At 64.6% G+C, this 20,230-nt stretch carries 21 protein-coding genes; 19 read left to right on the top strand and 2 right to left on the bottom strand.

The features are described 5' to 3' along the window. Positions 1–37: 37 nt before the first annotated feature. Entirely contained in the window at positions 38–1,291 is a 1,254-nt protein-coding gene (locus EJ070_RS05255; protein WP_126090372.1) for an FAD-dependent oxidoreductase, read from the bottom strand. Between the two features lie 439 nt (positions 1,292–1,730). Here EJ070_RS05255 and EJ070_RS05250 point away from each other — a divergent pair, with 439 nt between their 5' ends. The 18 genes from EJ070_RS05250 to EJ070_RS05165 all read left to right on the top strand — a co-directional run bounded on the left by EJ070_RS05250 (position 1,731) and on the right by EJ070_RS05165 (position 19,073). Next, on the top strand, positions 1,731–3,038 hold the full coding sequence (locus tag EJ070_RS05250; RefSeq protein ID WP_126095648.1) for an imelysin family protein: 1,308 nt from the start codon (positions 1,731–1,733) through the stop codon (positions 3,036–3,038). Between the two features lie 58 nt (positions 3,039–3,096). Next, the gene (locus EJ070_RS05245) at positions 3,097–3,408 is read left to right on the top strand and encodes a (2Fe-2S)-binding protein (protein ID WP_126090371.1); all 312 of its coding nucleotides are present in this window, start codon (positions 3,097–3,099) and stop codon (positions 3,406–3,408) included. Continuing rightward, positions 3,374–3,859 (top strand): bacterioferritin, encoded by a 486-nt coding sequence (gene bfr / locus EJ070_RS05240; RefSeq protein ID WP_126090370.1) that lies wholly within the window; start codon positions 3,374–3,376, stop codon positions 3,857–3,859. The genes EJ070_RS05245 and bfr overlap by 35 nt, the downstream gene beginning before the upstream one ends. Positions 3,860–3,871: 12 nt before the next feature. Beyond that, entirely contained in the window at positions 3,872–5,479 is a 1,608-nt protein-coding gene (locus EJ070_RS05235; protein ID WP_126090369.1) for a di-heme oxidoredictase family protein, read from the top strand. Beyond that, entirely contained in the window at positions 5,479–6,552 is a 1,074-nt protein-coding gene (locus EJ070_RS05230; RefSeq protein WP_126090368.1) for an imelysin family protein, read from the top strand. Before EJ070_RS05235 ends, EJ070_RS05230 begins: the two co-directional genes overlap by 1 nt. Positions 6,553–6,556: 4 nt before the next feature. Beyond that, positions 6,557–7,663, top strand: coding sequence for a DUF1513 domain-containing protein (locus EJ070_RS05225; protein WP_126090367.1), 1,107 nt, complete (start codon positions 6,557–6,559; stop codon positions 7,661–7,663). Between the two features lie 129 nt (positions 7,664–7,792). Then, complete coding sequence (gene tsaB, locus EJ070_RS05220; protein ID WP_126090366.1) at positions 7,793–8,506, top strand: tRNA (adenosine(37)-N6)-threonylcarbamoyltransferase complex dimerization subunit type 1 TsaB; 714 nt, start codon at positions 7,793–7,795, stop codon at positions 8,504–8,506. Next, positions 8,506–9,000 (top strand): ribosomal protein S18-alanine N-acetyltransferase, encoded by a 495-nt coding sequence (gene rimI / locus EJ070_RS05215; protein ID WP_126090365.1) that lies wholly within the window; start codon positions 8,506–8,508, stop codon positions 8,998–9,000. Before tsaB ends, rimI begins: the two co-directional genes overlap by 1 nt. Before the next feature lie 28 nt (positions 9,001–9,028). Beyond that, complete coding sequence (locus tag EJ070_RS05210) at positions 9,029–9,829, top strand: lysophospholipid acyltransferase family protein (protein ID WP_126090364.1); 801 nt, start codon at positions 9,029–9,031, stop codon at positions 9,827–9,829. A gap of 86 nt (positions 9,830–9,915) precedes the next feature. Continuing rightward, positions 9,916–11,325 (top strand): tRNA (N6-isopentenyl adenosine(37)-C2)-methylthiotransferase MiaB, encoded by a 1,410-nt coding sequence (gene miaB, locus EJ070_RS05205; protein ID WP_126090363.1) that lies wholly within the window; start codon positions 9,916–9,918, stop codon positions 11,323–11,325. 136 nt (positions 11,326–11,461) lie between these two features. Next, entirely contained in the window at positions 11,462–12,454 is a 993-nt protein-coding gene (locus tag EJ070_RS05200) for a PhoH family protein (RefSeq protein WP_245464920.1), read from the top strand. Positions 12,455–12,520: 66 nt separating this feature from the next. Continuing rightward, positions 12,521–13,018, top strand: coding sequence for an rRNA maturation RNase YbeY (gene ybeY, locus EJ070_RS05195; protein ID WP_126090361.1), 498 nt, complete (start codon positions 12,521–12,523; stop codon positions 13,016–13,018). Between the two features lie 27 nt (positions 13,019–13,045). Further along, on the top strand, positions 13,046–14,122 hold the full coding sequence (locus EJ070_RS05190) for a hemolysin family protein (RefSeq protein ID WP_126090360.1): 1,077 nt from the start codon (positions 13,046–13,048) through the stop codon (positions 14,120–14,122). Positions 14,123–14,134: 12 nt separating this feature from the next. After that, a complete protein-coding gene (locus EJ070_RS05185) occupies positions 14,135–14,605 on the top strand; it encodes a VOC family protein (protein WP_126090359.1) in 471 nt (156 codons plus the stop codon). Between the two features lie 174 nt (positions 14,606–14,779). Further along, a complete protein-coding gene (gene lnt / locus EJ070_RS05180) occupies positions 14,780–16,372 on the top strand; it encodes an apolipoprotein N-acyltransferase (protein ID WP_126090358.1) in 1,593 nt (530 codons plus the stop codon). Positions 16,373–16,510: 138 nt separating this feature from the next. Continuing rightward, the gene (locus EJ070_RS05175; RefSeq protein WP_040973463.1) at positions 16,511–16,933 is read left to right on the top strand and encodes a helix-turn-helix transcriptional regulator; all 423 of its coding nucleotides are present in this window, start codon (positions 16,511–16,513) and stop codon (positions 16,931–16,933) included. Positions 16,934–17,100: 167 nt separating this feature from the next. Beyond that, entirely contained in the window at positions 17,101–18,366 is a 1,266-nt protein-coding gene (gene metK / locus EJ070_RS05170) for a methionine adenosyltransferase (protein ID WP_126090357.1), read from the top strand. A 5-nt stretch (positions 18,367–18,371) separates the two neighbouring features. After that, positions 18,372–19,073 (top strand): tRNA (guanosine(46)-N(7))-methyltransferase TrmB, encoded by a 702-nt coding sequence (locus tag EJ070_RS05165; protein ID WP_126090356.1) that lies wholly within the window; start codon positions 18,372–18,374, stop codon positions 19,071–19,073. A gap of 66 nt (positions 19,074–19,139) precedes the next feature. Here the strand turns inward: EJ070_RS05165 and EJ070_RS36160 are convergent, their stop codons facing one another. Then, the gene (locus EJ070_RS36160; protein ID WP_189350767.1) at positions 19,140–19,280 is read right to left on the bottom strand and encodes a hypothetical protein; all 141 of its coding nucleotides are present in this window, start codon (positions 19,278–19,280) and stop codon (positions 19,140–19,142) included. A gap of 307 nt (positions 19,281–19,587) precedes the next feature. On the opposite strand from EJ070_RS36160, the gene rimP reads away from it, so the two are divergent. Next, positions 19,588–20,220 carry a ribosome maturation factor RimP gene (gene rimP / locus EJ070_RS05160; RefSeq protein WP_126090355.1) on the top strand — a complete coding sequence of 211 codons (633 nt, stop codon included), beginning with the start codon at positions 19,588–19,590 and terminating at the stop codon, positions 20,218–20,220. The last annotated feature ends 10 nt before the right edge of the window (positions 20,221–20,230 follow it).

Genomic DNA, 20,230 nt, shown 5'->3' with positions numbered 1-20,230 from the left:
TTTGCCATTTTATGGCGAATGGCAAAAATTGGCAACGCTACGCATCTGCCTTGGCCGGCTCCATGGTCTGAAACCCGGCAAGTGCCGCCTTCAGCGCATCCGGCCCAGCCGCGACCGTCTGCGGCGTCGGCGAGAAGCCTGCGCCGAGCATCTTGCGGCCGAGCATGTGGTCGGCCGGACGGTTGACGGATTCGATGCCGAGCAGCCGGCTCCCGGCATAATGATAGATCGAGAACTTGTTCTCGGCCGGCTCGCCCAGCACGACATGGCTGTCGCCACCTTGCGTCAGCCCCACCATTTGCAGCTTCATGTCGCCGATATCCGACCAGAACCACGGCACGGCGGAGAAGGGTTCTGCATGTCCAAGGATGGTGCGCGCGGCAAGGCGCGCCTGGTCGGTGGCGTTCTGCACCGATTCCAGCCGCACATCGCCACCGGTGAACCAGTGCCGGTAGGATGCCGCATCGCCGACCGCGAGGATTTCGGGCGTTGAGCTCTGCATATGCTGGTCGACGCGGATGCCGTTGCCGATAGCCAAGCCGGCGGCCTCCGCCAGCTCGACATTGGGCACCACGCCGATGCCCATGATGACCATCTGCGCCGGCAGGCGTTCGCCGCTGGAAGTGATCGCGGCCGAGACGCGGCCTCCTTCGCCGTCGAGCCTTGCAACAGTGGTGCCGGTGAGCACGCGTACGCCCATCGCCTCAAGGCGCTGGCGCACATGCGCGGCGATCGCCGGCGCGACGGCGCGGCCGAGCAGCCTGTCGAGAGCCTCGACGACGGTGACCCGGCGGCCGGCGGCCCTCAGCGTCGCCGCAATCTCCAGGCCGATGAAGCCGCCGCCCAGGATGACCACGTCCTCGCTCAGCGCGCTGAGCTCGCGGATCAGCCGCGCGTTCGCCAGCGAGCGCAGCGACACCACGCCAGCAAGCTCCGCGCCGTCGAGCTTGAGAAGACGGGGCCGCGAGCCGGTCGCGAGCACCAGCCGGTCGAAGGCAATTGCGCCGCCGCCGGAAACGTCGAGCCTGCGTGCGCCAATATCGATCCTGTCGATCCGCACGCCCGGCCGGTAATCGATGGCGCTGCCGGAATAGAAAGCTTCGCCGCGCAAGGGCTGCGGCTTGGCTTCGGCATCCTTGATGAAGGTCTTGGACAGCGGCGGCTTGTGATAGGGCAGTTCGTTCTCGTCGCCGATCAGGATGACCGGCCCGTCATAGCCTTCCTCGCGCAGGCTCGCAGCCGCCTGCACGCCGGCATGACCCGCACCGACAATGACCACCCCGTTCTTCATCGCAGTCTCTTTTTGCGTTCAAATCTAGGATCTTCCGCCAGGTGGCGATTGTCTGCCGCCGCCGCAAGAGCCGTGGTCCGGGTCGCACCCAGAATGCCTGCCTGTCAATGCGGATGTTCGGCAGCGTGACCGGGCTTAAAGTTGATAATTGCAGTTTAGAATTATTCTAAACTGTTGTTTCAATTGATTTTTCCTGTCGCGCCAGTTGACTTCCTGCCGCTCCGCCGCTTTATGGGGAGCTTGCGCTCCTGGCGCACCCCTTTGATGTCTGGGCCTTGAACCCTTTCGATTGGAGGCATTTCGGTGTCTTTTGCTGATTGGCCGCGCCATTGCGCGGCAACCTTGCCTTTACGGTCATTCGTGTTTGCGCTGGCGCCGCGTGCCCGCGGCCGCATGCCTATGTCGTTGAATTTCTGAGGAGATGGGGTTGATGAAAGCGATGATCACGCCACGAGTTGTTACGTCACGCTGGGGCAGCAGGCTTGCCGCGATCGGCGCCACTGCGGCGCTGACGGCTGCTGTGTTCGTGCTGCCGGCGAAAGCCGAAACCGATGCGAAGGCGGTGATCAAGACCTATGCCGACATCGCATTGGCCAAGTACGACGATTCGCTGACCACCGCGCAGGCGCTCGACAAGGCCGTCGATACGCTCATCGCCAGGCCCTCGGCCGAAACGCTCAACGCCGCCCGCGAGGCCTGGAAGGCGGCGCGCGTCCCTTACCAGCAGACCGAGGTCTACCGCTTCGGCAACAAGGTCGTCGACGACTGGGAAGGCCGGGTGAATTCCTGGCCGCTGGATGAAGGCCTGATCGACTATGTCGCCAAGAGCTATGGCACGGAGTCGGACGAGAACTCGCTCTATACGGCCAATGTCATCGCCAACAAGGAGATCGAGATCAACGGCAAGAAGGTCGACGCCTCGAAGCTGACGCCCGAATTCCTTTCCGGCACGCTGCAGGAAGCCGGCGGCGTCGAGGCTAATGTCGCGACCGGCTATCACGCCATCGAATTCCTGCTCTGGGGCCAGGATCTGCACGGCACAGGCCCCGGCGCCGGCGAGCGTCCCTACACCGACTACGATCTCAAGAACTGCACCGGCGGCAACTGCGACCGCCGCGCCGAATATCTGAAGTCGGCGAGCGACCTGCTGGTCTCCGACCTGCAGGAAATGGTCAACGACTGGAAGGAAGACGGTGCGGCGCGCAAGGCCCTTACCGATGGCGAGCCGAATGCCGGCATCGCCACGATCTTCACCGGCATGGGCTCGCTGTCCTATGGCGAGCTGGCCGGCGAACGCATGAAGCTCGGCCTCTTGCTGCACGATCCGGAGGAGGAGCACGACTGCTTCTCCGACAACACCTACAACTCGCATCTCAATGATGCGATCGGCATCCGCGCCGCGTATCACGCCAGCTATACGCGTCTCGACGGCACCGTGGTTTCCGGCCCGTCGGTATCGGACATGGTCAAGGCCGCCGATCCGGCGATCGACAAGGAACTGTCGGACAAGCTCGACGTCACGGTCGCCAAGATGGAAGCGATCAAGGCGCGAGCGCTGGCCGGCGAGGCCTATGACCAGCAGATCGCCGAGGGCAACGCGCAAGGCAACGCCACGGTGCAGGCGGCGATCGATGCGTTGATCGACCAGACCAAGTCGATCGAGCGCGCCGTCGGCTCGCTCAAGCTCAACGCCATCGCCTTCGAGGGTTCCGACAGCCTTGATGCGCCCGATAAAGTCTTCAAGTAACGTCGGGCGAGTAACAGCCAAGCGGCGCCGGAGCGGCGCCGCCAGCCAGAGCAAGTAAATGCTGATCTGCCACTGCAACATCATCACCGAAAAGGAGATCGAGCAGATGATTGTCGGTCTGCTGGATGAAGATCCCTGGCAGCTTATTGTGCCGGCGAAGGTCTATCATGCCATGGGCAAGCGCGGCCGCTGTTGCGGCTGCTTCCCAAATGTGGTGGAAACGATCATTCGGGTCACCGAGAACTACCACGCCCGTTCAGAGGGGAGCGGCGTGGACATCGTTTCACACCTGGACCGCGTGAGAGGCTTGCGCGTCCAATACGGGAGCAGATTCCATGAAAGGCGAACCGCAGATCATCGAGCGGCTTAACGAAGCCCTGTTTCTGGAGCTCGGGGCCGTCAACCAGTACTGGGTCCACTATCGTCTGCTCGAGGATTGGGGATACACCAGGCTGGCAAAGAAGGAGCGGGCGGAATCGATCGAGGAAATGCATCATGCCGACCGGCTGGTGGCCCGCATCATCTTCCTCGAAGGCCATCCGAACCTGCAGTCCGTAGCGCCGCTGCGCATCGGCCAGAACGTGAAGGAAGTGCTCGAATCCGATCTCGCCGGCGAATATGACGCGCGCACCTCCTACAAGCGCTCGCGCGAGATCTGTCAGGATGAGGGTGACTACGTGTCGATGAAACTGTTCGAGGACCTGCTTGCCGACGAGGAAAGCCACATCGACTTCCTGGAGACGCAGCTCGATCTGCTCGCCTCGATCGGCGAGGAAAAATACGGCCAGCTCAACGCCGACCCGGCCAACGAGGCGGAGTAAGGACATGCGGGAATGCGGCGCCCCGTAAAGCTTTTGCGCCGCGCGCTGCGGGCCGGAATCGATGGCCTGCCGCTCCCGAGAAATCCGCGATACAGCAATTGTCGCGGGGCCTTGCTTTTGCTTGCGATCGCGCTGTCCGCCTCGGCCATGGCTGGCGAGCCGCAACCAGCGGGCATTGCCTCCAGCCGAACCGACCTGACGCCGAAGGATCGGGCGCGGGTTCTGGCCGTCACCCGACCGGCCACTGATTTTTCCAAGCCCGAGCAGTTCGAGCTGATGCAGGGCGGCGCAGGTACGTCGCGCAAGGACGTCAACCGGGACGCCTTCTCGCAATCCTCCGCCAACATCACCTTCGAGGAAGAGGCGACCTTCAAGCTCGGTAACGCGCTTTTCCGCAAGAACTGGGTATCGTCGCCTTCGTCGACGCAGGCCTCTGACGGGCTCGGCCCGCTGTTCAACGAACGCGCCTGCCAGAACTGCCATCTGAAGGATGGCCGCGGCCGTCCGCCCGAGGGCAGCGTTGGTTCCACCTCGATGTTCCTGCGGCTGGCGCGCGACGCAAGCAACGCGGAGGAGAAGGCAGCGCTTGCCGACCATAGGGCGCTGAACTTCCCCGATACGGTTTACGGCTCGCAACTGCAGGATCTCGCGGTTCCCGGCCTCAAGGGCGAGGGCCGCATGCGCGTCGAATATCAGGAACAGAAAGTTACGCTTGCCGACGGCACGGTCGTTTCGCTGCGCAAACCGAGCTATTCGATCGAAGACCTGGCCTATGGCCCGCTCGATCCAGGCACCACGCTCTCGCCGCGCCTGACACCACCGATGATCGGCCTCGGCCTGATCGAGCAGATCGATCCGGCCGATATCCTTGCCCATGCCGATCCGGACGACCGCGACGGCGACGGCATCTCCGGCAGGCCGAACATCGTGAGTGACGCGCCAGGCGGCGAACCGGCACTTGGCCGCTTCGGCTGGAAGGCGCAGGCCGCATCGATCCGCGAGCAGGCCGCCGACGCCTTTGCCGGCGACATCGGCATCTCGACGCCGGAGGTACCGAAGCCCTGGGGCGACTGCACCGCAACACAGAAGCATTGCCTCGCCATGCCGAACGGCGTGCAGGAGCGCCTGGGTGCTGCGGAGGCGCCGCCGCCGGTCATGGACCTCGTCGCCTTCTATTCGCAGAACCTGGCCGTGCCGGCGCGCCGCGATATCGGCACACGGCAAGTTCTTGCCGGCAAGAAGCAGTTCTACGAAATGGGCTGCATTTCCTGCCACACGCCGAAATTCGTCACCCTGCGCGGCACGCCCAACAAGGCGCAGGCCTTCCAGCTGATCTGGCCTTATTCCGACTTCCTACTGCACGACATGGGTGAGGGTCTGGCCGACGGGCAGCGGGTGGGGGAAGCGAGCGGCAGCGAATGGCGCACGCCGCCGCTTTGGGGCATCGGCCTGACCGCGACGGTCAACGGCAATACGTTCTATCTGCATGATGGGCGCGCCCGCACGCTCGAGGAGGCGATCCTCTGGCACGGCGGCGAGGGCAAAAAGGCGCGCGACCGCTTTGCCGCCGCCGCGGCGGCCGACCGCGATGCGCTGATCAAATTCCTGGAGTCGCTCTGATGTTGAAACGGCTGGCCGCCGCGCTTGCTCTTCCCCTGTTGCTGGCCGCGCCGGCCTCGGCGGCGGTCAAAGCCTCCGATGTCATCGGGAGGGCGATCGACGGCTTTGTCCGCCCGGCCTATGCCAGCCTCGATGACCGTGCGACGAGCCTGACCAAGACGATGCACCAGCTTTGCGCGGCACCTTCCGGGCAAAATCTCGAAGCGGCGCGCTCGGATTTTTCCGCCACGGTCGAGGCCTGGTCGGTGGCCGAGATCATCGCCTTCGGGCCGGTCAAGGAGAACAACAGGCTGGAGCGCATGCTCTATTGGCCGGACCGTAAGAGCATCGGTTTGAGACAGGTGCAGGCGACGCTCGCCGCCAAGGATCCTTCCGCCACCGATCCGGCGCAACTGGCGGGAAAGAGCGTCGCCATGCAGGGGCTCGGCGCGCTCGAATATGTGCTTTTCGGCGATGGCGCCGAGACGCTTGCCAAGAAAGATGATCCCTATCGCTGCGCCTACGGGGCGGCGGTTGCCGGCAACATCGAAACGATCGCCGGAGAGGTTCGCGACGCCTGGAACAAGCCGGACGGTTTTGCTTCGCTCTGGGCCAATCCGGGGCCGAAGAACCCGCTCTATCGCGACGGCACGGAAGCGGTGACGGAACTGGTCGGCGTCTTCATCAACGAGCTGGACATGATCCGCGACGTGCGCCTCAAAGGCTTCCTCGGCGCGAAGCCGGACGCCGACAAGCCGAAGCAGGCGATCTACTGGCGCTCGCAGAACACGGCGACTTCGCTGGCCGGAAATCTGTCCGGCATCGACCGGTTGTTCCAGGCCTCGAGACTCGGCGACGCGCTGCCCGCCGATGCACGGTGGATGGCCGAATCCATCCACATCCAGCTCGCCAACGGCGTAGCGACGGCGAAGTCCGTCAACGGACTGATCGACAAGGCGCTCGCCGATCCGGCGCTGCGCGGCAAGCTCGAGCACTTCGCGCTGATCACTTCCAGTCTTTCGACGTTGATCGGCACCAGGATGACCGCCGAGTTCGGCCTGACCGCCGGCTTTTCGTCACTGGACGGGGATTGATGCTTTGAGGACCTCGCTCATCGATCGCCGCGATTTCCTGCGCGCTGCCGGAGCAGGGTTCGCCGCCGCCATGGCGCCGCGCGCCTGGGCGGAAACGCTTGCTGCTGACGCCGTCTTTGCAACGGCCTTCGTCAAGCGCGACGGCAGCTTCGGCGCCGCCGTGCTCTCCGAGGCCGGCAAGATCCTGCACACCGTCGATCTGCCCGACCGTGGCCACGACGTCACTTTCGATCCGGTATCGAAACGCTCGGTCGTCTTTGCGCGCCAGCCCGGCACCTTCGCGGTCGTCTTCGACCATGCCGGCCGCGAGCCCCCCTTGACCATCGCCAGCATCGCCGGCCGGCATTTCTTCGGCCACGGCGTGTTCTCGCCCGACGGCGTGCTGCTCTATGCCACCGAAAACGACTTTGACAACGCCGCCGGTGTCGTCGGCGTTTATGACGCGAAGGCGAAGTTCAGCCGCGTCGGCGAATTCCCGACCTACGGCATGGGGCCGCACGAATTGCTGCTGCTCGGCGACGGCCGAACGCTCGCCATTGCCAATGGCGGCATCGAAACGCATCCGGATTTCGGCCGCGCAGAGCTAAACATCGCAACGATGAAGCCGTCTTACACGCTGGTCGACCGCATCACAGGCGACCTGATCGAAAAGCATGAGCTCCCGCCGGCGCTGCACCAGCTCTCGATCCGCCACATGGACCGCGACCAGGCGGGCACCGTCTGGTTCGGCTGCCAGTATCGCGGACCGGCGACCGATCGCCCCGCGCTGGTCGGGCGCGCCGCACGCGGCAAGGAACTCGAGCTGCTGGAGATGCCGCAGGACGTGCTCTCCGGCTTCCGCAACTATATCGGTTCGGTCGCCGCCAATCCCGCCGCCGGCACGCTCGCCGTCACCTCGCCGGAGGGCAATTCGCTCGCCGTCATCGACGCCGCCAGCGGGCGGATTGTCGCGACCAAATCGCTTGTCGAGGTTTGCGGCCTGGCCCCCGACGGTGCCAGCTTCATGGCGACGACGGGCGCCGGCGAGATCGTTGGCGGTGCTGGTGCCGCGCGCTCCGAGCCTGACTATGTCTGGGACAACCACATGCTGCGCATCGCGACCGCGGCCTGATGGCCGGCTTCGCCTCTGTATTGGTTGGAAGCAAAGCCGCTTAACATTTATGCGGCCTGGCCCTTGCGGCGGCGGGCCATGCCGGGCAGAGGGAAAGCGTTCGTTAACCGGCCATATGAAGCTGCCAACATGAAGCTGCTCGCCATCGACTGCGCCGCCAATCTCTGCGCCGCCTGCGTCTATGATGCGGGCGCGGGTATCGAGCTTGGCCGCCATGTGCTCGACCTCGGCAAGGGGCACGCCGAGCATTTGATGGCCGCCATCGAGGCCGCCTTGAAAGCCGGTGGGATCGGCTATCAAGACCTGGATGCCGTCGCCGTCTCGATCGGGCCCGGTTCCTTCACCGGCCTGCGCGTCGGCGTCTCGACCGCGCGCGGCCTGGCGCTGGCCCTGAAGATCCCGGCCATCGGCGTGACGACCCTGGAAGCGCTGGCGGCGGAGGCCGCAAATACCTTTCCTGGCCGCGCCGTGCTTGCCGCGCTCGATGCCGGCCGAGAGGAGCTCCATGCGGCTCTTTTCGACAAAGCGTTAGTCTTGACTTACGGTCCTGCGGTGGCCACGCTTTCCGAAGCGACCGCAATGGCGGTCGACGCGACCGCGGTCCTCGCCGGCACCGCCGCGCCGCAGATCGCTGCGGCCGCCGAGGGTACCTTCGACATCGGGCCCGTCGCCGCCACGGCCGAGATCGCGACCTATGCCCGGCTGGCCGCCGCCAAGGGGCCAGGCGAAAAGCCGAAGCCGCTCTATCTGCGCGGCGCCGACGCCAAGCCGCAGGCCGGGTTCATATTGCCAAGACAGCACCATGATCCCCAAAAACGGAATCCACGGGGAAAACAGTCCTGATGCGCATCCCTTTCTTTCAGCCGCGCCGCAGGGACTATGCGCTGGAGCCGCTGACGGTCGCCGACAGCGCCGCCGTCTCGGTGCTGCATCGCGAGGATTTCGTCCGCCCCTGGACCGATGGCGAATTCGCGGCGCTCCTCGAACAGGACACCGTGTTCGGTTTCGCAGCGCGCGAGACCGGACAGGGGGCAAAACCTCCAGTCGGGTTCGTGCTGGCGCGGCTCGCGGCGGGCGAGGGCGAGATCCTGACGGTCGCCGTCGCCCGCGCGCATCGCCGCCAGGGGCTCGGCTGGCAATTGATGGACGCGGTACTGCGCGAACTGCACGCGCAGCGCGCCGAGGCGCTCTTCCTCGAGGTCGACGAGACCAATGCGCCGGCGATCGCGCTCTACCGCAGGCTCGGCTTCCGCCAGGTCGGCCAGCGTCCGAACTACTACCGGTCGACCGAGCACGGCCCAACCGGCGCGCTTGTCATGCGCCGCGATCTTCGCTAGCCAAGCGGCGCGATAGGGCCGGAGCGAAATGATCAGGAAATTGCGGATTTTCATGGCGTTCGGCCTCGTCGCCGCCGGCACGCTGGTGATGGTGCCGCTGCAGCTCCTGTCGATGAAGACCGGGCTCTGGCCGGAAACGGTCGTCCTGAAGATCTGGCACGGCATGATCCTCAAGGCGCTCGGCATGCGCGTGCACGTGAAGGGCGCGCTGTCGAAGGAGCGCCCCTTGCTCATCGCGGCCAATCACATCTCCTGGACCGACATCATGGTGCTCGGCTCGTTTGTCGATGTGAAGTTCATCGCCAGGGCGGACATGAAAGGCTGGCCGATGATCGGCATGCTGTCCAAGCTGCAGCGCACCGTCTTCATCGAGCGCGAACGCAAGCGCAGCTCCGGCGACCAGGCGAGCGAGATCGCCAGGCGCATGGCCAAGGGCGACGCCATGGTGCTGTTTGCCGAGGGCTCGACCGGCGACGGCAATCTGGTGCTGCCGTTCAAGAGCACCTTGTTCGGCGCTGCCTCGATGGCGATCTCGGAAGGGGCCGCGGACCATGTGTTCATCCAGCCGGTGGCGATCGCCTATACCCGGGTGCATGGGGTGCCGATGGGCCGCCGCCACCGACCGATGGCCTCCTGGATCGGCGATCAGGACCTGATGCCGCATCTGAAGGTCCTGCTTGCCGAAGGCGCTGTCGATGCCGAGGTGCATCTTGGCGAACCGGTGCCGTTCGCCAAAGGCTCGAGCCGCAAGGAAACGGCAAGATTGATGGAAGCGAAGGTGCGCGAGATGATGCAGGCCGCGCTCGCCGACCCACGTCCCAGCCGCTAGCGGCTGACCCAAAAACCGAACGCGCGGCGCCATAACCCACCAGAATCGTCTGTTTTTTGTCACGGAAAGGCGTTAGAAGCCGGCCGATGGAATTGAACACGATCGAAAGTCACGACATCGGCACGGCGCCTGAACGCGAGCCGGCGCCTGTCAGGGCGGCGAAGAAGGTCTTCGTCAAGACTTATGGCTGCCAGATGAATGTCTACGATTCCCAGCGCATGACCGATGCGCTGGCCGCCGACGGCTATGTCGCGACCGACGCCGTCGAGGATGCCGATCTGGTGCTGCTCAACACCTGCCATATTCGCGAGAAGGCGGCCGAAAAGGTCTATTCCGAGCTTGGCCGCATCCGCGACATGAAGGCCGAGCGCGCCGAGGCCGGCCGCGAATTGCTGATCGGCGTCGCCGGCTGCGTGGCGCAGGCCGAAGGCGCCGAGATCATCCGCCGCGCGCCCGCGGTCGACCTCGTCATCGGCCCGCAAACCTATCACCGGCTGCCCGACGTTCTGGCAAGGGTCCGCGGCGGCGGAAAGATCGTCGAGACCGACTACGCGGTCGAGGACAAGTTCGAGCATCTGCCGCAGCCGAGGCGCGCCGAAGTGGCAAAGCGCGGCGTCACCGCCTTCCTCACCGTGCAGGAAGGCTGCGACAAGTTCTGCACCTTCTGCGTCGTGCCCTATACGCGTGGCTCGGAAGTCTCGCGGCCGGTGGCGCAGATCGTCGCCGAGGCAAGGCGCCTGGCCGAGGCCGGCGTACGCGAGGTGACGCTGCTCGGCCAGAACGTCAACGCCTGGCACGGCGAGGGCGAAGACGGCGAGGAATGGGGTCTTGGCCGGCTGCTCTTCCGCCTGGCGGAAATCCCCGGCCTGGCGCGGCTGCGCTACACCACCAGCCATCCGCGCGACATGGATGACGAATTGATCGCCGCGCACCGTGACCTGCCCGCCCTGATGCCCTATCTGCATTTACCGGTGCAGTCTGGTTCCGACCGGATACTCAAGGCGATGAATCGCAGGCATACGGCACGCGACTATCTGGCACTCATCGAGCGCATCCGCGCGGCGCGCGGCGATATCGCCATGTCGGGCGACTTCATCGTCGGCTTCCCCGGCGAGACGGACGAGGATTTCGAGGCGACGCTCGAGCTGGTGCGAGAGGTGAATTACGCTTCGGCCTTCACGTTCAAATATTCGCCGCGTCCCGGCACGCCGGGCGCCGAGATGGACGATCATGTGCCCGAAGCGGTGAAGGATGAGCGGCTGCAGCGCCTGCAGTCGTTGATCAACGAGCAGCAGCAGAGTTTCATCGCCGGCCTGGTCGGCCGCACCGTCGGCACGCTAATCGAGAAGCCGGGTCGTCGGCCCGGTCAGAAAGTCGGCCGCTCGCCATGGCTGCAGCCTGTTATTGTTGACGACAAGGCCGGCGGAATCGGTGACATTATTGACGTGCGAATCACGAAGACAGGTCAAAACAGCCTGTTCGCCGAGTTGGCCTGATGCATGTCGCCCAAAAGTGCTCGCGGTTTTGGGACAACGGCATGCATAGCCACAAGCCTCGGCAGATGAGGAGAGACGGTTGAGCGCTGCTGAACTGAAGAACCCGCCCCAGAACCAGGCATCCGGGGCCTCCGACATGGCGCACATCGTACTGACCTTCGACAACAACAAGCTTGCCAGCGCCCTCTACGGCCAGTTCGACGAGAACCTGGCCCGGCTCGAGCAGAAGCTCGGTGTCGACATCCGCTCGCGCGGCAACCAACTTGCGATCAAGGGCTCGGCTTCCGCCGCCGAGCAGGCGCGCCGCGCGCTGGATACGCTCTACGGCATCCTGCAGAAGGGCGTCGACATCGGCCAGTCCGACGTCGACGGCGCCGTGCGCATGGCGATCGCCGCCGACGACCAGCTGACGCTGCCGACCATGGAGCGCAAGGGCAAGGTCTCGGCCGCCCAGATCGCGACACGCAAGCGCACGATCTATGCCCGCTCGCTCAACCAGGACGCCTATATGCGGGCGCTGGAGCGCTCCGAAATGGTCTTCGGCATCGGCCCGGCCGGCACCGGCAAGACCTATCTGGCGGTGGCGCACGCGGCGATGCTGCTCGAGCGCGGCATGGTCGAGCGCATCGTGCTCTCGCGCCCGGCGGTCGAAGCCGGCGAGCGACTGGGCTTCCTGCCCGGCGACATGAAGGAGAAGGTCGATCCGTATCTGCGGCCCCTCTATGATGCGCTCTACGACATGATGCCGGCCGACAAGGTCGAGCGGGCGATCGCCGCCGAGGTCATCGAGATCGCGCCTTTGGCCTTCATGCGCGGCCGCACGCTGGCGCATGCGGCGGTGATCCTCGACGAGGCGCAGAACACCACGCCGATGCAGATGAAGATGTTCCTGACCCGTCTCGGCGAGAACTCGCGCATGATCGTCACCGGCGATCCGACGCAGATCGACCTGCCGCCCAACACCAAGTCGGGCCTGGTCGAGGCGCTGCGCATCCTCGACGGCGTGCCGGGCATCGTCACGGTCCGCTTCAACGAGGGCGACGTCGTGCGCCATCCGCTGGTCGCCGAGATCGTCAAGGCCTATGATCGCGACGGCAAGCTGGCGAGAGGCTTGGGCGCCGAGAACTAGAGCATGATCCCGAAAAGTGTGTGCGGTTTTCGGGAAAGATCATGCTCAGACAAGAAATAAAGCCCCATGGCTGAAAATCCGGGATCCAGCGGCGAGACGCCGCTCGACATCGATATTTTCATCGAGGCCGGCGACTGGCCCGAGGAAGCGGAGTTGGCACGACTGGTAGATCGAGCGGCCGCCGCCGCCCTTGCCGAGGCCGGCTCGAACGGCGCCTCGGAGCTCAGCATCGTTTTTTCCGACGACGCCCATATCCAGACCCTCAACGCCGAATGGCGCGGCAAGGACAAACCGACCAACGTCTTGTCTTTTCCGGCTTTTTCCTTCCCGAAAGGAGGCAAGCTGCCGCCGATGCTGGGCGACATCGTGCTGGCCTCCGAGACGGTCGCGCGTGAGGCCACCCTGGAAGACAAGCCGCTGGCGAACCATATCACCCATCTCGTCATCCATGGCCTGCTGCATCTTCTGGGCTATGATCACGAGACCGACGCCGAGGCCGAGGAGATGGAAGCAATCGAGCGCGCGGCGCTTGCGAGGCTTGCCATTCCCGATCCCTACGCGTAACAAAAAAGACCAATTGACCCGATGGCGATGAACGACAAACCAGAAACTGCCGCCCGTCCGGAAGCTGGCAGTGCGGCCAAGCCTTCCGAAAAGACGGAAGACGGCTCCAGTCCGAGTATTCCGACCGGCAGCGCGGCCGCTGAGCCCTCGCATGCCGGTCCTTCGCTCTTCGATCGCGTGCTTGGCCTGTTCCGGCACCGCAACGGCACCAACCTGCGCGAGGAGATCGCCGGCGCGCTGGCCGAGACGGCGAGCGATGCCGAATCCTTTTCGCCCGGCGAGCGCGCCATGCTCAACAACATCCTGCGGCTGCGCGAGGTGCGCGTCGAGGATGTGATGGTGCCCCGCGCCGACATCGAAGCGGTCGAGATCACCACGTCGCTCGGCGATCTGCTTGGCCTTTTCGAGCAGTCCGGCCATTCCCGCATGCCGGTCTATTCCGAAACGCTCGACGATCCGCGCGGCATGGTCCACATCCGCGACGTTCTTGCCCACATCACCAAGGTCGCCCGCGTCAAGAAGGGCCGCGCGAACAGGAAGACCCCGACGCCGACCGTTCTCGATCTCGCCCAGGTCGATCTCGCGCGCACCATAGGCGATCTCGACCTGATCCGCCCGGTGCTGTTCGTGCCGCCCTCCATGCTTGCCTCCGACCTGATGGGGCGCATGCAGACGACCCGCACCCAGATGGCGCTCGTCATCGACGAATATGGCGGCACCGACGGCCTCGCCTCGCTGGAGGACATCGTCGAGATGGTGGTCGGCGACATCGAGGACGAGCACGACGACGACGAGCCGATGATCACCCAGGCCGGCGACGGCGTATTCGTTGTCGACGGCAAGGCCGAGATCGACGAGGTCGCCAAGATGATCGGCGAGGATTTCGCCGCCGGCGAGCATGGCGAATATGTCGACACCATCGGCGGCATGATCTTCAACACGCTTGGCCGGGTCCCGGCCCGAGGCGAGGTGGTGCAGGCCATACCGGGCTTCGAATTCCACGTGCTCGACGCCGACCCGCGCCGCGTCAAGCGGGTGCGCATCGTGCAGAGCCCGAAGGGCGAACGGCAGCGCCGCCGCGCGGCACGCACCGAGCAGGCCTGACATCTTAGGGCCATGCCGGTCGACGACCCGTTCAAGCACGCAGTCCTGGGCTCCGGCGCCTTCTATCGCGATCCGCGCGCGGCTCTGGCGTGGCTTCAGGCAGCCTTCGGTTTCGAGCCCAGCATGGTGGTGAGCGATGCCGACGGGCGGCTCGTCCATGCCGAAATGCGGTTCGGCGAGGGCTACATCATCGTCGATTCCGAATGGGTCGAGCATATTGCCAGCCCGGCCTCGGTCGGCGGCAAGAACACCCAGTCGGTTTACATCCGTCTGCGGGAAGGCCTCGACGCTCATTGCGAAAAAGCGCGCATGGCGGGGGCCGAAATCATTGAGGAGCCCGTCGATCATTTCTACGGCGAAAGGCAATACCGGGCTTGCGATCCCGAAGGCCACGTATGGACATTCACCCAGACCATGCGCGTGGTCTCGAAGGAAGAGGCCGAGCAGCTGAGCGGCCTGCGGATCGATGGCTGGCATCGTTGAGGATTTTGCAGCCAAGCGGAATCGCGTGGCGTTGCAGAGATGCGGCTGGTCAAAAAGCGAGAGCGGCCGCGCTCTCGCGCGACCGTGAATTAGGCTGCGCTCATCCGTGTTTGGATCACGCGGCGCGGCCTGTTAAATCTCAGGCTGCCTGATTCGCGCGACTTGGGAAGCTATATGCAGCGCTTTGCCGGCCGGATAATTCTGCTGTGGGGGTGGCGGCGGGCGCTGGTGGCGTTTGCCGCCGGAGCGCTCGCGGTGCTCGCCCAGGCGCCCTACGATTTCTTCGCTGCCTGCTTCGTCTCGTTTCCGGTGCTCGTCTGGCTGCTCGACGGCTCAACGGGCGAAGGCTCAGACGGTTGGCTGCGCCGCCTTCGGCCGGCTTTCGCCATCGGCTGGTGGTTCGGTTTCGGCTATTTCCTCGCCGGCCTGTGGTGGATCGGCCAGGCCCTTCTCGTCGAGGCCGACAGCTTCGCCTGGGCCTTGCCCTTCGCCGTGGTCGGCATCCCCTTCGCGCTCGCCTTTTTCTACGGCTTCGCGGCGGTCGTGGCTCGGCTTTTCTGGAGCAGCGATATCGGCCGCATAGCGGCGCTCGCCTTCGGCTTCGGCCTCGCCGAGTGGCTGCGCGACTTCCTCTTCACCGGCTTTCCGTGGAATGCCGTCGGCTACGCCGCGATGCCGGTGCCGCTCCTGATGCAGAGCGTGTCGGTGACAGGCATGATCGGTATGAACGCGCTTGCCGTCTTCGTCTTTTCGCTTCCCGCTCTTGTCGCCGCGCGTCGGCACCTGATGCTGGGCCTTGTCCTGTTCGTCACCCTTGTCGCCGCGCATGTCGGCTTCGGCTATTTCAGGCTTGCCGTCCCGGCCGAGCCGGCAACCCGCTCGATCGACGTCCGCATCGTCCAGCCCGCCGTCGATCTCAGCGAGAAATGGAACGCCTCGGTGCGCGACCGCATCTTCGCCACGCTGATGGGGATATCGGCAAAGGCGCCGGATCAGGGCCATGCCAGGCCGCAACTGATCCTGTGGCCGGAAACATCCGTGCCGTTCCTGTTCACCGAGCGTCCCGACGCGCTGACGGCGCTGGGCGACATGCTGAGCGATGGCCAGATGCTGATCGCCGGCGTCGTGCGCGAGGAGGGCGGCTCGGGGAGTGCCGGCAGCAGCCGTTATTACAATTCCGTGGTGGCGATCAACGACAAGGGCGAGATCGTCGATGCCGTCGACAAGGTGCATCTGGTGCCGTTCGGGGAGTATCTGCCCTTTGAGGGCCTGTTCGAGCGTTTCGGCATCGGCCAGCTCGTCGCCGGGCCGATGAATTTCGCCGCCGGCAACGAGCGGCATTCGATCGCGGTGCCGAATGGCCTGCGGGCGGTTCCGTTTATCTGCTACGAGGTCATTTTTCCCGATCTTGTGGCGGCTGATGCTGCATCATCCGAACTTATTGTGAATGTGACCAACGACGCCTGGTTTGGCGACACGCCAGGTCCGTACCAGCACTTCAGGCAGGCGCAGGTCCGTGCGGTGGAGAACGGATTGCCTTTGTTGCGTGCGGCCAACAACGGCATCTCCGCCATTGTCGATTCGCGCGGGCGTATCGTCGATGCTTTGGCTGTCGACGCGCGCGGCGCCATCGATGCGCATGTGCCGGTTTCTGGGCGCGCCCTCCTGCCCGCCGGCCAGCGGCGCATTAACGGATTGCTGATCATGTTGCTCTTTGCCCTTGCGGCCTTCACATTGAATGTAAGGCAGCGGCTACGGGTGAATTGACAGTCGGCACATTAGAAACTCATACTGTAACGCCTAAAATTTTCTCGAAGTCGGTTGGAGGGGTCTGTTGGGGCAGGTGGCTCCGGCTTCGTTGGGCGGCAAAAATAGAAAAAGCCGGAAAAATTCGGCGAGGAAAAAATGACAGAAGAGAACAAGAAGAAGCCGAATCCGATCGACATCCATGTCGGGAGCCGTATTCGGTTGCGTCGCAATATGCTTGGAATGAGCCAGGAAAAACTGGGTGAAAATCTCGGCATCACGTTTCAACAGATACAGAAGTACGAAAAGGGGACGAACAGGGTCGGTGCCAGCCGTCTGCAGGCGATTGCCTCCATCCTGAGCGTTCCCGTCGCCTTCTTCTTCGAGGACGCCCCGGGTCAGGAGGCCGGGGCCGGCAATCGGGGATTCGCAGAGGACGCCTCCATGGCCTTCGCCATCGAGTTCTGCGGCAGCCCGGAGGGGCTTCAGCTCAATCGTGCCTTCGTCAAGATTCCCGACGTCAAGGTGCGGCGCCGGATAATCGATCTTGTGAAGTCCCTTTCGCCGGACGAAGCCGAGTGATTCCAGGCTCATGCCGCTGGCGGTGCCCTGCCGCCGGTGGCACAAGCCGATTGTGCCGACATTCATGCCAGATCCGTCGCGCCGCTTGACGAGCGACGCCCGGCACCGCTAACACGTGGCGCGCCAAAATCGGCAGCCCTGCCGATCTTTTTCAAGAGGGGACACCCGTGACGCGGCAGAATTATCTCTTCACCTCGGAATCCGTTTCCGAAGGCCATCCCGACAAAGTCTGTGACCGTATCTCCGACGAGATCGTCGATCTCGTCTATCGCGAAGCCAAGAAGACGGGCATGGACCCGTGGAAGGTGCGCGTCGCCTGCGAGACGCTGGCCACCACCAACCGCGTCATCATCGCCGGCGAGGTCCGGGTTCCCGAGACGCTGCTGAAAAAGGACAAGGCAGGCAACATCCTGAAGGATGCCGCCGGCCACCCGGTCGTCAATCCGGCCAAGTTCAAGTCGGTCGCCCGCAAGGCGATCCGCGAGATCGGCTACGAGCAGGCCGGCTTCCACTGGAAGACGGCCAAGATCGAGGTGCTGCTGCACGGCCAGTCGCCGGACATCGGCCAGGGCGTCGACAATGCCGCCGACCGCCAGGGCGAGGAAGGGGCCGGCGACCAGGGCATCATGTTTGGCTACGCCTGCCGCGAGACGCCCGACCTGATGCCGGCGCCGATCTATTACAGCCACAAGATCCTCGAACTCCTGGCCGCCGCGCGCCATCAAGGCAGCGGCGAGGCCGGCAAACTCGGCCCGGATGCCAAGAGCCAGGTTACCGTGCGCTATGCCGACGGCAAGGCGGCGGAAGTGACGCAGATCGTGCTCTCCACCCAGCATCTCGATTCGAGCTGGGATTCCAAGCAGGTCCGCAAGGTTGTCGAGCCTTACATCATCGAGGCGCTTGGCGATCTCAAGATCGCCGACGACTGCAACTGGTACATCAATCCGACCGGCAAGTTCGTCATCGGCGGTCCTGACGGCGATGCCGGCCTCACCGGTCGCAAGATCATCGTCGACACCTATGGCGGCGCAGCGCCTCATGGCGGCGGCGCCTTCTCCGGCAAGGACACCACCAAGGTCGACCGTTCGGCTGCCTATGCGGCGCGCTATCTCGCCAAGAACGTCGTGGCGGCCAAGCTTGCCGACCGCTGCACCATCCAGTTGTCCTACGCCATCGGCGTCGCCCAGCCGCTGTCGGTCTATGTCGACCTGCATGGCACCGGCAAGGTCGACGAGGCCAGGCTCGAGGAGGCGCTGCGCAAGGTGATGGACCTGTCGCCGTCCGGCATCCGCCGCCACCTCGACCTGAACAAGCCGATCTACGCGAAAACCTCGTCTTATGGCCATTTCGGCCGCAAGGCCGGCCGCGACGGTTCCTTCTCCTGGGAGAAGACCGATCTGGCCAAGGCGCTCAAGGACGCGGTCGCCGCCTGACACGAGTGGACCCGAAGGACCGGCCGAGCCGCGCGACCGAAGCTTTTTTCGGCCGCCGGCACGGCAAGACCATTCGCCCGCAGCAGGCCGCGGCGCTTGAAAGCGGCCTGCGCGCCTACAGGCTCGATCTGACGGCAGGGGCGCCGGCGGACCTCAGGACGCTGTTCAAGGCAAAGGTTTCGGCACTTCAGCTCGAGATCGGCTTCGGCGGCGGCGAGCATCTCCTGCATCGCGCGACGGAGGCGCCGGCGACCGGCTTCATCGGCGTCGAGCCCTTCGTCAACGGCATGGCCAAGATGATGACGGCGCTCGGCAAGGCGCCGCTCGCCAATCTCAGGGTCTATGACGACGACGCCACGCGTCTGCTCGACTGGCTGCCGCCGGCCTCGCTCGATGGCATCGACCTGCTCTATCCCGATCCCTGGCCGAAGAAGAAGCACTGGAAGCGGCGCTTCGTCAGCCCGGCCAATCTCGACCGGTTCGCCCGGGTGCTGAAGGCTGGCGGCAGCTTCCGCTTCGCCTCCGACATCGACAGCTATGTGAACTGGACGCTGCTCGCCTGCCGCGCCAATGGCAACTTCGCCTGGCAGGCGAACGAGGCCGCCGACTGGCTCACCCCCTATGAGGGCTGGCCCGGCACGCGCTACGAGGCCAAGGCCATCCGCGAGGGAAGGCGGCCTGCCTATTTGACCTTTATCCGGAAGTAGCCCCGGAAAATCTCGAAAGGGCCGCGAAGCGCCCCCGTTATTTGCCGCTTGGAAGTCATCCGCCGCTCAGAAGCGGCCGATCTTGTCGAAGGCGGTCGGGTCGATGCCGAGCTTCTTCAGGTCGCTGCGGCGCGGCTTGCGTCCGGCCTCGACGGCGCGCGATGCGGCTGCGGCGCTGCCGAATGTGGTCAGAAAATCACCGATCACGAAAAACAATCCACGGTCCATGGCGACTACCTTTCGCGCGCCACCGCGCACGACCTTTCTTTTGCACTGCAGCATAAATGGGTGCTGGCAGGCCCCAATCACAGGGGCGCCGGCGCATAGCCGTCATGCTCCAGAAGCAATGCTGATCCCGCTGCGGTGAGGCCGGCGCAACCGTCAGGCTTGAAACACCGGCCGCAATCGTCTATATCAGCCTCAAATTCTTGGTCGGTATGACGAAGAGTGGGTCCACCCGGTCCCGCTCTTTTTTGTTACCTGCCGGCCGGAGCGACAAAACGACAGGGATCCGATGACCGCAGCGGCAAGCGAAGCCGACGACCGTATCATCCGTGAAAGCGGCATCGATGCGCGCATTGCGATGATCGTGCAGCCGGTGCTCAAGGTCATCGGCTTTCGCCTCGTGCGGGTGCAACTGACGGGACAGAACGGGCTGACGCTGCAGATCATGGCCGAGCGCGAGGACGGCACCATGACCGTCGAGGATTGCGAAGAGGTCAGCCGCGCGGTTTCGCCGGCGCTCGATGTCGAAGATCCGATCGAAAAGGCGTATCATCTCGAAGTGTCGTCGCCGGGCATCGACCGGCCGCTGGTGCGCAAATCGGATTTCGCCACCTGGACCGGCCATCTGGTCAAGATGGAGACGTCGGTCCTCATCGGCGACCGCAAGCGCTTCAAGGGCAAGATCGCCGGGGCGGACGCCGACGGCATTCTGCTCGAGCGCGACAAGGCGGCCTATGGCGAAGAGCCGATGGTGCGGGTGCCCTTTGACGCCATTGCCGAGGCGCGGCTCGTGCTGACCGACGATCTCATCCGCGAGGCCCTGTCGAAGGACAACAGGGCCCGCAAGGAAGCAAAAAAGCGCCGGGGCGACGCGGAAGAAGCCGCCGCCGGCGAAGGAAACGAAACCGAACAGGAAGGTTGATTGAGCTTTC

The organism is Mesorhizobium sp. M1E.F.Ca.ET.045.02.1.1 (assembly GCF_003952485.1).
Taxonomy (GTDB): Bacteria; Pseudomonadota; Alphaproteobacteria; order Rhizobiales; family Rhizobiaceae; genus Mesorhizobium.
This window is presented reverse-complemented; position numbering and strand designations above follow the sequence as displayed.